The sequence below is a fragment of the Myxococcus sp. AB025B genome (genome assembly GCF_006518215.1).
Lineage (GTDB): Bacteria > Myxococcota > Myxococcia > Myxococcales > Myxococcaceae > Myxococcus > Myxococcus fulvus.
Map to the genome: position 1 here is coordinate 1 of NZ_SRLW01000040.1, position 12,774 is coordinate 12,774.

At 68.5% G+C, this 12,774-nt stretch carries 10 protein-coding genes; 4 read left to right on the forward strand and 6 right to left on the reverse strand.

All coding sequences use genetic code 11. The features are described from left to right. Positions 1 to 111: 111 nt before the first annotated feature. The 6 genes from FL311_RS09110 to FL311_RS09135 form a co-directional block, all read right to left on the reverse strand. Complete coding sequence (locus FL311_RS09110; protein ID WP_228556771.1) at positions 112 to 987, reverse strand: DUF1570 domain-containing protein; 876 nt, start codon at positions 985 to 987, stop codon at positions 112 to 114. 88 nt (positions 988 to 1,075) lie between these two features. Further along, complete coding sequence (locus FL311_RS09115) at positions 1,076 to 1,384, reverse strand: hypothetical protein (protein WP_141324549.1); 309 nt, start codon at positions 1,382 to 1,384, stop codon at positions 1,076 to 1,078. Positions 1,385 to 1,480: 96 nt separating this feature from the next. Continuing rightward, the gene (locus tag FL311_RS09120; protein ID WP_141324550.1) at positions 1,481 to 2,530 is read right to left on the reverse strand and encodes a hypothetical protein; all 1,050 of its coding nucleotides are present in this window, start codon (positions 2,528 to 2,530) and stop codon (positions 1,481 to 1,483) included. Beyond that, on the reverse strand, positions 2,511 to 4,541 hold the full coding sequence (locus FL311_RS09125) for a tetratricopeptide repeat protein (protein WP_141324551.1): 2,031 nt from the start codon (positions 4,539 to 4,541) through the stop codon (positions 2,511 to 2,513). The genes FL311_RS09120 and FL311_RS09125 overlap by 20 nt, the downstream gene beginning before the upstream one ends. Positions 4,542 to 4,669: 128 nt before the next feature. Then, positions 4,670 to 5,548: an SDR family oxidoreductase gene (locus tag FL311_RS09130; protein WP_141324552.1), complete on the reverse strand. Its 879-nt coding sequence runs from the start codon at positions 5,546 to 5,548 to the stop codon at positions 4,670 to 4,672. Between the two features lie 65 nt (positions 5,549 to 5,613). Continuing rightward, entirely contained in the window at positions 5,614 to 6,249 is a 636-nt protein-coding gene (locus FL311_RS09135) for a TetR/AcrR family transcriptional regulator (RefSeq protein WP_223749425.1), read from the reverse strand. Between the two features lie 101 nt (positions 6,250 to 6,350). Between FL311_RS09135 and FL311_RS09140 the strand changes: the two genes are divergently transcribed. The 4 genes from FL311_RS09140 (at position 6,351) to FL311_RS09155 (ending at position 12,751) form a co-directional block, all read left to right on the forward strand. Next, a complete protein-coding gene (locus tag FL311_RS09140) occupies positions 6,351 to 8,060 on the forward strand; it encodes an acyclic terpene utilization AtuA family protein (protein ID WP_141324554.1) in 1,710 nt (569 codons plus the stop codon). Between the two features lie 5 nt (positions 8,061 to 8,065). Beyond that, positions 8,066 to 9,682 (forward strand): acyl-CoA carboxylase subunit beta, encoded by a 1,617-nt coding sequence (locus FL311_RS09145; protein ID WP_141324555.1) that lies wholly within the window; start codon positions 8,066 to 8,068, stop codon positions 9,680 to 9,682. A 14-nt stretch (positions 9,683 to 9,696) separates the two neighbouring features. Then, positions 9,697 to 11,700, forward strand: coding sequence for an acetyl-CoA carboxylase biotin carboxylase subunit (locus tag FL311_RS09150; protein ID WP_141324556.1), 2,004 nt, complete (start codon positions 9,697 to 9,699; stop codon positions 11,698 to 11,700). Between the two features lie 106 nt (positions 11,701 to 11,806). Continuing rightward, a complete protein-coding gene (locus tag FL311_RS09155) occupies positions 11,807 to 12,751 on the forward strand; it encodes a zinc-dependent alcohol dehydrogenase family protein (RefSeq protein WP_228556772.1) in 945 nt (314 codons plus the stop codon). Positions 12,752 to 12,774 lie beyond the last annotated feature (23 nt).

Sequence of the window (12,774 nt, forward strand, 5' to 3'; positions counted from 1 at the left end):
CGTCCACGTCGGGGAACTCCTCGGCCTCCTCGCCAAAGGAGGACCATCTCGGTTTGGTTTCACCGAGGAGCTTCCCTCTTTTCCGCGCCTCCGTCCTTGCCGACTACACACTTATAGGGACACGACCACCTCCACCTGGGTGGACACCGCCGGCAGCGGCAGCGTGAGGTACGCCGAGCGTCCGCTCATCAGGTACGTGCGCAAATCGCCGCCCAGATCACTCACGCCCTGGAAGGACTGCGCGAACGCCCGCTTCGGGTCCTCCGCGCGGGCCAGCCGCGTCTGGAACGCATCGAAGCGCTCCGGGTGCATGTTGATGAGGTAGTGCACCCAGAGCCACGCGGAGGCGTAGTGCTGCTGGCTCTCCGCGCCGCTGAGCAGCTCCTTCTGGTCCCACTCCCACAATTCGTCGATGCCGAGCCAGCCGTTGCGTGTCACGTAGTTGCGGCTGTTCGCGTTCACCCGGCCGAGCACCGCCTCGCCCGTGCTGGGCTTGATGTGCGTGGTCTCCAGGTACTGCGCCAGTCCCTCGGCCAGCCAGCGCGGCTGCCGCAGCAGGACATGCTGGCTCAGGTAGTGCGCCAGCTCATGTGTCTGCAGTTGCAGCTCGGGCCCGTTGTCCAGCAGGTAGCCCTCGCCCGACATGACGAGCAGCGGGCCACGCTCCGTGGTGGACACGAAGCCGACATAGCGGCCCTGGGTGAACTCCGCCAGCTCACTCGTGTTGCGCAGCAGGATGACGTCGAGCGAGCCCGGAGGATTGAAGTCCGTGCCCCACGCCAGCAGCAGCGCCCGGCGCAGCTTCTCCAACTCGATGGCCGACTTCGCGGCGACCTCCGGCGACAGGTCCGTGTGCATGCGGAAGTGCTCGCTCCTCACCTCCGACCAGGCCCGGCCACCCTCGCGCGGACACAGCGCTCGCGAGCCCGCGCAGCCCGAGAGCACCAAAAGCCCCAGCAATCCCATCCACACCTTTGACATTGGCATGCGGGGCTTCTGGCACATCCGCTCCACGATTCCCACGGACCCCGGGGTGGGTTCATCCCACTCTCATGATGAGTCCTTGGCGCCCCAATCAAGATGTCAGGGGAATCCAGGGCACGAGCGCCTCCAAGTCGGCGGCGTCGCGCAGGAGCACGACGTCCATTGAGCCGGAGATGTCCTCATCCCCGCCCCACAGCCGCGACACCGCGCCGCGGAGCGCCTCCAGCTCGAGCGCGGCGTGCGTGGCCGTCTGGGCCTCCACGTTCGTCAGGACGCGGAAGTGTAGGCTGCGGACCTCGGTCCAGGCCGCGTCCTCCTCACGGGGAGATACTGCCCGCGTGCGCGCGCAGCCCGACATCATCACCAGCATCCACCCCACCCAGAGAACCCGGAATGCCATCCGCGATTCTTGTCACGGCCGTGAGGCGGGATGCGACTCATTCCTTCGCGGAGCCACCCAGGATGCGCGGCGCGGAGTGATGCACCGTCATCCTGCTCAGCGCTCGACGGTGACGCTCCCTCGACCCGGGTGAACGGTGGGAGGGCCACCGCTTCGACTCCAGCTCAGTGCAACCATGCAGTCCGGGAACCCGGTGAGGGAGGGGGAACGGTCCATGCCGTGAGCAGGTGCTTGCAGCTCCGCGAGGCGGTAGCCGCGAGGCATGAGACCTTGCTTCGCGAACGACCTGGGGATTCCCGTGAGGTGGACCCTGGAAACATGTTCCAGGAGAAGTGCGACGCCTTCCCCAGGTTGGAAGCGAGGAAGACTTTGAATCGCGAAGGGCGTGATGAGCCAGAAGGGCTCATCCGTGGGGGAAGAGCGCCTCAACAGTTCGGGATGCTGCGCATCCGTGGAGCCATGGTGGGCGACCTTGAGGGCCGCATGCCTCGGCGCATTGCCGTCGAAAGCCAGGACGTTGGTCCATCCCTGCCCCGGGTTCTCCACCAGGTCGGAGCCCAACACGAGTCGTAGCCCCTCCCATTCAACCTGGAGCACGGTGGAGATGCAGTTGGCATCGAACTGCTTGCCCGCTGCCCCTTGTTGAAAGGCTTGAGTCCGAGCCTCGGGCGAAGGAGCCAGCACCTTGACCCGGGCCTCTCCCAGCGGAATGACCTCCCCTTGCCTGAGCTCCAGTCGACAGGAAGGGGCGCGTTCCCAGCGGTCGAAGATGGTACTGATGGCTTGTTTCGCCACCGCACCGTCGTAATACCGGGTCAAGCAGGTGAGGTCGTCGTCACGTATCCCCTTCGCGGACCACACGAGCCCGATCCTTGGCCAGTCCGTCGGCTCCGTGTCACTCGTCGCCGCGTCGATGACCTCCGATACGCCCTTGGCATGGTCGAGGTGTGGATGCGTCAAGATGATGAGCGATGGGACCGCACCGTAATGGTCCATCAACTGCTGCCCATAATGCTTCCCGCCCACGGAGCACCCGTCCATCACCAGCCAATGGTTGGGGGGCGCCCGGATGGCCACCAGCTCCCCCATTCCGGGTCCGAAGACGAAGAGCTGCAGGGCGTTGGTATCAAGCGCCGGGAGGTCCACGCCGCAGATACCTGTCAGGAGGAGGGAAGAGGGACGGCAGGTCTACATCCTCGAAGGGGGTGACGGGATGGCACCGCAGAAACTCCGTCTCCCCCTTGAACTTGATGACCTCCACGAAGGTCCCCGCCGAAAGAAGCTCCTCGCGGTCCTTCGTATCCAGCGCGAGCGCCTGGTACTCCTCGATGCTCAGGTCCCTCCAGACGAACGAGGGCTCCTCGCCAGGGGGCGGCGGGAGCGCCATCCGGAGATGGACCTCGGTCGAACTGGCTTCCGCGATACGCCCCGGAGCCCAGTGCTCGACCCGCGCGCTGTCCGCGGCCCTGTGCAGCAGATGCGGACCCTTCCACTGCTCCTCAGGCGAGATGTGCGGGGGGAACACCTCGTCACCCGAGGCCGCGACCCAGAGGGCGTCATGCAATCGTCTCAACGCTCGATACCAGGGGAGCCCTGGGCGTAGCTGCAGGGGGACGTCATTCAGTACATCGCGGGCGAATTCGAGCTGGCCCCGATGAAGAAGGAGTCGTGAGAGCGCTCCGTGAAGCTCCCGATAGAGAGGTTCGTTCAGCGAGGAGCCGGAGGGGAGCAGCGCATCGAGGGCCGCCTCCCAGGCGCTCCTCGCCTCTCGCACCCTGCCTCGCGTGACGAGGAAATTGATGTGCCGGCCGTGGTACCAGACATGCGAGGGGTTTGCCCGGATGGCGCTCTTGAAGTGCGCCTCGACCTGTTGAGGGCTCTGCGCGAGGATGTCGAGGTTGTAGCCGAGATAATGGTGGGCGTAGGCATCGTCCGAGTCATGGGCGAGGGCACGCTTGTAGGCCTGAACCGCCTCGTCATGACGACCCTGCTGGCTGAGGACCTTCCCCAAGGCGTCATACTGCTCGACGAAGAAGAGGGAGCGCTCCAGGAGCTTCGTGGCGTCACCTGCGTGGGTCAGGTGATGGATGACCTCGAGCTCATGGCGTACCGCGGCCCGGACCTTGAACTTCTCGTTGGAGTGGCGGTAGCGCGCGTCGTGGTAGCGGGCCGCCTTTCGATGCGCCTGGATGCGTCCGTGGGAGGTCAGCCACTGCCAGCGGGTAGCCTCCTGGGCGATGGACTCATGCAGGAGCAGGCCTTCCGGAGGACCGAAGAGGAAGGTCTGGCGCAAGAGACTCTGACAGCGTGAGGAGAGCTCACCTGCGCCCATGTCATCGAGCGCTTCCAGGTCGAAGGGCACCCTGAGGAGCGCCAGACGCCCGAGGACCTGCTTGAGGTCCGCGCTTTGCGCTCCCACCTGTTCGAGCAACTGGCCGATGAGCTTGTGCAGGGCATGCCGCGGCCCAGCGGCCTTGGTGGGACTGGTTCCGGTGGCGACGAGCCCCACGCGCAACCTCAGTTCCAGCGGAGACTGGTCCGTGAGGAGGTCTCCTCCGGCTGCCAGCAACTGCGTCGCGGCGGACGCGAGGACAGGGTCCCAGTTGTCGGGAGAGAGAATCTCCGAGGGAGCTGAGCGCCTGGCGACCTCGACGACATGTGCTTCTGGAAGCGTGCTGGAGGTCGCGACGACCTTCCTGAGCCCTTTGATGTTGAGCAGGGTCCGGGACAGGTCCGCGGCGCGGTCCGCGAAGACCGAGGAGAGTGGGCCTGGGCTCGCGTCGAGGAGGGGCTCGTCGAAGAGGACCAGTGTCCGGGGAGCGCGGCTGACGAGCTGATGTGTGACGTCCTCGAGCTTCCCCTTCCAACGGACGTCGTTGCGCTTCACCTTCTGGAGGAGCTTGTTGTCGTCGAGCTGGGCCGCGAGCTCCACGAGCGCCACGAGCCCGGAGTCCAGGCTCTGCTCACCCTTCGGCGGAGCAATCAAGACGACATCCTTGAACGCGCCGAGTGGGCTCGACGCGAGTTCTCTCAGTGCCGATGATTTCCCCGCGCCGGTCTGCCCCGACAGCACCACCGTGTTCGCGCCGTCATCCAAGGCCTGTCGAACCTGGGTGACAGCCTGTCGGACCGAGAATGGAGTGACCTGCGTGCCCACGAAACCTCCGGTGACGCGCTTCTATCATGGGCCATCCACCCTTACCTCGGCCAGGTGGAGCGAATCCGCTCAGGACCCGACGCTCTCTGCCTCCACTCCAGGGACGGAACAACGCCTGTTTCGTAGAGCTATCCTTGCTTGTCGCCACCCAGGATGCGCGGCGCGGCGGCGCGGTGGAAGCCCTCGTAGGGCTTGGAGGCGCTGGTCTCCTCCAGTGGAAAAATCTTGGTGTTGCAGGACGCGCCACCGTCAATCTTGATGACCTCGCCGGTGATGAACGCGGCCACGTCCGACAGCAGGAACACAATCGCGCCGCTCACCTCGGCCTCGGTGGCGAGCCGGTGCAGGGGCACCTCCTGCTTGAGCATGGGGATGAGCGCCTTGACGCCCTCGTCCTGGTAGCTGTCCATGCCGCTGGAGGCCACCCAGCCGGGCGCCACCGCGTTGACGCGCACCCCGGCGAAGGCCCACTCCACCGCCGCCGTCTGCGTCAGGTTGAGCATGCCCATGCGCGCCGCGCCCGAGTGCCCCATGCCCGGCATGCCGCCCCACGCGTCCGCGAGCATGTTGACGATGGAGCCGCCCGTCTGGCTCATCGACTGGTTGAACACCTCGCGCGCCACCAGGAAGCCCCCCGTCAGGTTGGTGGCCACCACCGCCTCGAAGCCCTTCTTGGAGATGGCCGACAGCGGCGAGGGGAACTGTCCGCCCGCGTTGTTCACCAGCCCGTGGATGCGCCCGCGCGCCGCGACGATGCGCGCCACCATGGCCTTCACGCCCTCCTCGTCGCGGATGTCCACTGTCTCCAGCGAGCACTCACCGCCGTCCTCGCGGAGCTCCGCCGCCACCTTCTCCAGCTTGTCCGGCTTGCGGCCCACCAGGATGACGTGCGCGCCGAGCGCCGCCAGCTCGTGCGCCGTACAGCGGCCGATGCCACTGCCGCCTCCGGTGACGATGATGTTCTGTCCCTTGAACAACCCCGGCGCGAATACGGAGCGGTAGCCCATGTTCTCTCCCGATGTGGCCCCGCCCGAGTGTCGTCGGGGCGTGTTGTCGCGAACGTCGCGGCCCGTCAGTCCTCCGCCTTGCGCCCGGACCGGGGACGCAGCGCGTCCTCCAGCGTGAGCGCCCAGCGGTGGAGAATCTTCTTTCGCCGCGCGCTGTCGTCGCGCAGCAGGTTCGCCAGCCCCAGGCCGCGCACCAGGTCCAGCGTCGCCTGCACCAGCTCGCGCACGCCCGGCTCGCGCTCGTCCACGCCGAGCAGCGACACCGTCAGCCGGTGCACCTCCCGCCCCACCTTCGTCTCCACCGGCACCAGCTGCGAGCGCAGCTCCTCGTCCGTGCTCGCCGCCACCCACAGCTGCACGGCCGCGACGAACAGCGGGTGCGTGTAGAAGCCCGCCAGCATGTGGAGGATGCTCTCCGTGCGCCGCTGGTCCGCCGGCAGCCGGGCCGCCCGCCGACCGAGCTCCTCCATCTGCTGATGGCCCACGTACTCGACCGCGGCCGCCACCAAATCACCGCGCGTGGGGAAGTGGTGCTGACAGGCGCCGCGGGACACGCCGGCCCGCTCGGCGATGACCGTCATCGTCGCGCCCGCCCACCCCAGCTCCGACAGGGCGCTGATGGCCGCCTCCATCAGTCGCTGCCGGGTGACGCGGCTGCGCTCCTGCTCCTGTCGTCCTGTCGCGGCCGGTGCCTCGCTCACGAGGTCAGCTTGGAAGCCGCCCTGGAAAAAAGCAAGCGCGCTTGCTTTTTTAGGCATGGCCTCCCACACTGCTCCGCATTCAGGCAGGACGTGGAGAGCGCATGAGCGAGTCCCCCCTCCGTATCGGCAACGCGTCGGGTTTCTACGGTGACCGGTTCTCGGCCGTCCGGGAGATGCTCGAGGGCGGCCAGCTGGACGTCCTCACGGGCGACTACCTGGCGGAGCTGACGATGTTGATTCTCGGTCGGGACCGGATGAAGGACCCGGCCACCGGCTACGCCAAGACCTTCCTGCGGCAGATGGAGCAGTGTCTGGGATTGGCGCTGGAGAAGAAGGTGCGCATCGTCGCCAACGCGGGGGGCCTGAATCCGGCCGGACTCGCCGAGGCGCTGCGCGCGCTCAACGACAAGCTGGGGCTCAAGGCCCGCATCGCGCACGTGGAGGGGGATGACCTCTCCGGCAGCGCGGACGCGCTGGGCCTGGGCTCGCCCATCACCGCGAACGCGTACCTGGGCGGCTGGGGCATCGCCGAGTGCCTGCGCGCGGGCGCGGACATCGTCGTCACCGGCCGCGTGACGGACGCGTCCCTGGTGGTGGGGCCGGCGGCCGCGCACTTCGGCTGGAAGAAGGATGACTGGGACAAGCTCGCGGGCGCGATGGTCGCGGGCCACGTGCTGGAGTGCGGCACGCAGGCCACGGGCGGCAACTACTCCTTCTTCAAGGAGCTCGACGTGCGCCGTCCGGGCTTCCCGCTGGCGGAGGTGTTCGCGGACGGCTCGTCCGTCATCTCCAAGCACGCGGGCACGGGCGGCGCGGTGACGGTGGACACGGTGCTCGCGCAGCTGCTCTATGAAGTCACGGGAGCGCGCTACGCGGGGCCGGACGCCACGGCGCGCTTCGACTCGATTTCGCTGACGTCGGAGGGCAAGGACCGGGTGCGCATCAGCGGCGTGCGCGGCGAGCCGCCTCCGCCCACCGTGAAGGTGTGCCTCAACCACCTGGGTGGCTACAAGAACGAGGCGACGTTCGTCCTCGTGGGCCTGGACATCGAGGACAAGGCGCGGCTCATCCGCGAGCAGATGGAGGCGGCGCTCACGCGCAAGCCGCGCGAGGCGCACTGGACGCTGGTGCGCACGGACCGCGAGGACGCGGCCACGGAGGAGCAGGCCGCCGCGTTCCTGCGCGTGGTGGTGAAGGACCAGGACCCGAAGCTCGTGGGCCGGGCGTTCAGCGGCGCCGCGGTGGAGCTGGCGCTGGGCACCTATCCGGGCTTCACCATGACGGCGCCGCCCTCGGATGGCGCGCCGTATGGCGTCTACACGCCGGCCTATGTCGACGCGAGCAAGGTGGAGCACGTGGCGGTGCTGCCCGACGGCACGCGCACCGTCATCCCGCCGCCCGCGCAATCTCAGGCACTGGCGCCGGTGGAGCCGCTCCCGTTGCAGGAGCCGCTGGCCTCGGGGCCGACGCGCCGGATGCCGCTGGGGCAGCTGGTGGCGACGCGCAGTGGTGACAAGGGCGGCATGGCGAACATCGGCGTGTGGGCGCGCTCGGACGAGGCGTGGCGCTGGCTGTCGCACTTCTTGACGGCGGAGAAGCTGAAGGAGCTGCTCCCGGAGGCCGCGGCCTTCCCGGTGGAGCGGCACGTGTTCCCGAAGCTGCGCGGGTTGAACTTCGTGGTCGATGGAATCCTGGGCGAGGGCGTGTCGTCGTCGACGCGCTTCGACCCGCAGGGCAAGGCGCTGGGCGAGTGGCTGCGCTCGCGTCACGTGGACATTCCCGAGTCGCTGCTGCGCGAAGGAGAGGGGTGAGGCCGATGCCGAGAATCACTTCCAAGGTCAACCCGGGCTCGGAGACGTTCCAGGCGCAGCGCGCGGACATGCTCGCGAGGCTGGGCGAGCTGCGCGGCGTCGAGGCCAAGGTGCGCGCCACCGAGGAGAAGGCGCGCGAGAAGTTCCACAAGCGCGGCCAGCTGCTGCCCCGCGAGCGGCTGATGATGCTGCTGGACCGGGGCTCGCCGTTCCTGGAGCTGTCCACGCTGTGCGGCTACGGCTACCACGACGACAGTGACGGCTCGCTGGCGGGCGGCAACAGCATCGCGGGCATCGGCTACGTGTCCGGGGTGCGGTGCTTCGTCTTCGTGAACAACTCCGCCATCAAGGGCGGCACCGCGTCGCCGTGGGGTGTGCAGAAGGCGCTGCGCGGGCAGGCCATCGCGCTGCAGAACAAGCTGCCCATGGTGTCGCTGGTGGAGAGCGGCGGCGCGAATCTGATGTACCAGCAGGAGATCTTCATCCCGGGCGGAGAGACCTTCTACAACCAGGCGCGGATGTCCGCGGCGGGCATCCCGCAGGTCACCGTGGTCCATGGCTCCAGCACGGCGGGCGGCGCGTACCTGCCGGGTCTGTCCGACTACGTGGTGATGGTGAAGAAGAAGGCGAAGGTGTTCCTCGCGGGCCCGCCCTTGCTCAAGGCGGCCACGGGCGAGGTGGCCACGGACGAGGACCTGGGCGGCGCGGAGATGCACGCCACCGTCGCGGGCACGGCGGACTACCTGGCCGAGGACGACGCCGACGCCATCCGCATGGCGCGCGAAATCGTGTCCAAGCTCGGCTGGAACGAGCGGCTGGCGGCCCAGGCGATGGCGCCCTACGCGGAGCCGCTGTACTCGCCGGACGAGCTGGCGGGCGCGATTCCGGCGGACTACCGCAAGCCGTATGACTGCCGCGAAATCATCGCGCGCATCGTGGACGGCTCGGAGTTCACGGGCTTCAAGGACGCGTACGACGCGCACACCGTCTGCGGCTGGGCGAGCCTGTTCGGCGGGCCCATCGGCATCATCGGCAACAACGGACCCATCAGCCCGAAGGGCGCGACGAAGGCGGCGCAGTTCATCCAGCTGTGCTGCCAGTCGAACACGCCCATCGTGTATCTGCAGAACACCACGGGGTACCTGGTGGGGACGCAGCCGGAGCAGGGCGGCATCGTCAAGCACGGCTCGAAGATGATTCAGGCGGTGGCCAACGCCACGGTGCCGCAGGTGACGCTGCTGGTGGGCGGCTCGTTCGGCGCGGGCAACTATGGAATGTGCGGACGTCCGTTCCATCCGCGCTTCATCTTCGCGTGGCCCAACGCGCGCACGGCGGTGATGGGCGGCGAGCAGGCGGCGAAGGTGATGTCCATCGTCTTCGGCGAGAAGCTGGCGCGTGGGGGCGAGGTGGTGGACGAGGAGGCCCTCCGCGCCTTCACTCAGCCCATCGTCGACCAGTTCGACAAGGAGTCGCATCCCTTCAACGCCTCGGCGCGGCTGTTCGACGACGGCATCATCGACCCGCGCGACACGCGGCGGGTGCTCGGGTTCGTGCTGTCCATCTGCCGTGAGGCGGAGGCGCGGCAGGTGAACCCCAACAGCTTCGGCGTCGCACGCCTGTGAGAGGAGCGGACGGGATGGAGCGTTTCAACAAGGTCCTCATCGCGAACCGGGGTGAAATCGCGGTGCGGGTGATTCGCACCTGCAAGCGGCTCGGCTTCCGGACGGTGGCGGTGTTCTCGGAGGCGGACCGGGGCGCGCCGCACGTGCTCGCCGCGGACGAGGCGGTGCCCATCGGCCCGTCGCCCGCGAAGGAGTCGTACCTGGTCATCGAGAAGCTCATCGGCGCGGCGAAGGCGTCGGGGGCACAGGCCATCCACCCGGGCTACGGCTTCCTCTCCGAGAACGCGGCCTTCGCGCGCGCGTGCAAGGACGCGGGGCTGGTGTTCATCGGTCCGGACGCGGAGGCCATCACGCTGATGGGCAACAAGCGTCAGGCCAAGCTGCGGATGATTGCGGCGGGTGTGCCGTGCATCCCGGGCTACGAGGCCTCGGACGCGGATGATGACGCGCTGGCGAAGGAGGGCGAGCGCATCGGCTTCCCGCTGATGGTGAAGGCGGCCGCGGGCGGCGGTGGTCGCGGCATGCGGCTGGTGCACGAGGCGTCGCAGCTGAAGGCCGCGCTGAAGGGCGCTCGCTCGGAGGCGACGAACGCGTTCGGCAGCGGTGAGCTCATCCTGGAGCGCGCGGTCATCAACGCGCGGCACGTGGAGATTCAAGTCTTCGCGGACGAGCACGGCAACGTGGTGCACCTGGGCGAGCGCGACTGCTCGGTGCAGCGGCGTCACCAGAAGATTGTCGAGGAGAGTCCGTCGCCGGCGGTGCTCCCCGAGCTGCGCGAGAAGATGGGGCAGGTGGCCGTCACGGCGGCCAGGGCGATTGCCTACAAGGGCGCGGGCACCATCGAGTTCCTGCTGGCGCCGAACGGCGAGTTCTACTTCATGGAGATGAACACGCGTCTCCAGGTGGAGCACCCCGTCACCGAGCAGATTACCGGGTTGGATTTGGTGGAGTGGCAGCTGCGGGTCGCCTCCGGGGAGAAGCTGCCGCGCGCGCAGGAGGACATCACCTGGACGGGCCACGCCATCGAGGTGCGGCTGTGCGCCGAGGACCCGGCGAACCAGTACGCGCCGCAGGCGGGGAGGCTGCTCACGTGGCGGCTGCCTTCGCGTGAAGGTGTGCGCATCGACCACGGCGTGCGCGAGGGGCAGGACATCCCACCCTTCTACGACTCCATGCAGGCGAAGGTGATTGCGTACGGCGCGGACCGCGAGATGGCGCGGCGGCGGCTCGTGGAGGCGCTACACGAGCTGACCGTGTTCGGTGTCACCACGAACAAGGACCTGCTGCTGCATGTGCTGGAGGATGGCGCGTTCCGCTCGGGGGCATACGACACGGGCTTCATCGGCAAGCACGCGGACGGCGCGACGCTGGAGCGGCTGTACCGCACGAGCACTCGCGAGCGGGCGCTGGCGGCGGTGGCGCTGTTCCATGACGAGGCGCTGCGGCTCTCCAGGACGCGCGGGGTGGATGCCTCGCTGGTGAACTGGAACACGGCGTATTCGCACGCGGTGACGATGACGCTCGAGGACCGGAGCGGCGAGGCGAAGGTCTCCGTGCGCCCGGTGACGGCGGATCAGTACGAGGTCGTCACGGGCGAGGAGAAGCTGGAGGTCTCCGTGCTGGGCCTCGCGGAGGGTGTGTTCGACCACGCCGTCTCGGGGGCGCGGGGGCGCGGGCGGTATCTGCGCGCTGGGGACTCGCTGTGGTTGGATCTGGGCACGGGGGCGCGGTGCCTCACGGACGTGACGTTCCGTCCGCCGAAGTCGGCGGAGGGCGCGGGGACGGGGCGGCTGCTCGCGCCGATGGATGGCCGCATCCTGCGCGTGGAGACGAAGCCCGGGGCCACGGTGAAGCCGGGGGACGTGCTCGTCGTCCTGGAGGCGATGAAGATGGAGTTCCAGCTCGTCGCGGACATTCCGGGCACGGTCGAGGCGGTGAACGCCTCGGTGGGTGGTCAGGTGAGCGCCAAGGCGTTGTTGGTGGTGCTGACCCCGGAGGCGAAGCCGAAGGAAGCGTGAGGTCGCGAGCAACGGGGCGCTCGCATCGTCGAGACATGGACGCTCGCCGGGCGTCCGTGTTGCGAGGTCGCGCGGTGGGCGGCTACTCCGCCCGTCCATGCGCGCAATGGTGCTTCCCCGCTTCGGCGGTCCTGAGCTGTTCGAGGTTCGTGATGTCCCCGCTCCGACGCCGGGCCCCGGGCAGCTCGTCGTCCGTGTCCTGGTGTCGGGCACCAACCCCGTGGACGCGAAGCTGCGGCACGACGGCTCCTGGGCGGGGCTCAAGCCGCCCGTCGTCCTGGGCTACGACGCGTCGGGCGTCGTCGAGCAGGTGGGCCCGGGCGTCACCGACTTCAAGTCGGGGGACGAGGTCTTCTACACGCCGGAGATTTTCGGCAACCCGCATGGCTCCTACGCGGAGCTGAACCTGGTGAACGCGAGCATCGTGGCGCGCAAGCCTTCGAGCATCTCGCATGAGGAGGCCGCGGCGATTCCGCTGGCGGGAGGCACCGCGTGGGACGCGCTGGTACGCAGGCTCCAGGTGCAGGTGGGCGAGACGGTGCTCATCCACGGCGGCGCGGGGGGCGTGGGCTCGTTCGCGGTGCAGATTGCGAAGGCGGCGGGCGCGCGGGTGCTGGCGACGTCGGGCCCGGGGAACCTGGAGCTGCTGCGAGAGCTCGGCGCGGACCTGGCCATCGACTACCGCAAGGAGGACGTGGCGCAGGTGGCGCTGCGGGAGACGGGTGGGAAGGGCGTGGATGCGGTGTTCGACACGGTGGGTAGCAACATCGTCCCGAGCATCCCCGCGACGCGGCCTTTCGGGAGGCTTGCGACCATCCTCGATGTGAAGGGCGATGTGTCGGGGATGTACCCGCGCAACCAGACGTTGCACGGGGTGTTCCTCACGCGCGAGCGGCGTCGGCTGGATGAGATGACGGCGCTCATCGAGCGCAAGCAGCTGCGCCCGGTGGTGGACCAGGTGCTGCCGTTGGAGAAGGTGGGGGACGCGCACCGCCGGCTCGACTCGGGGCACGGGCGGGGCAAGGTGGTGCTGACGGTGGCGAGCAAGTAGTCGCCTGTCACGAGGGGCCTGGG

Coding starts and splice junctions, on each gene's coding strand:
- FL311_RS09110 (WP_228556771.1), bottom strand. CDS start 987: ATGCCAATGTCAAAGGTGTGGATGGGATTGCTGGGGCTTTTGGTGCTC.
- FL311_RS09115 (WP_141324549.1), bottom strand. CDS start 1,384: ATGGCATTCCGGGTTCTCTGGGTGGGGTGGATGCTGGTGATGATGTCG.
- FL311_RS09130 (WP_141324552.1), bottom strand. CDS start 5,548: ATGGGCTACCGCTCCGTATTCGCGCCGGGGTTGTTCAAGGGACAGAAC.
- FL311_RS09140 (WP_141324554.1), top strand. CDS start 6,351: ATGAGCGAGTCCCCCCTCCGTATCGGCAACGCGTCGGGTTTCTACGGT.
- FL311_RS09145 (WP_141324555.1), top strand. CDS start 8,066: ATGCCGAGAATCACTTCCAAGGTCAACCCGGGCTCGGAGACGTTCCAG.
- FL311_RS09150 (WP_141324556.1), top strand. CDS start 9,697: ATGGAGCGTTTCAACAAGGTCCTCATCGCGAACCGGGGTGAAATCGCG.
- FL311_RS09155 (WP_228556772.1), top strand. CDS start 11,807: ATGGTGCTTCCCCGCTTCGGCGGTCCTGAGCTGTTCGAGGTTCGTGAT.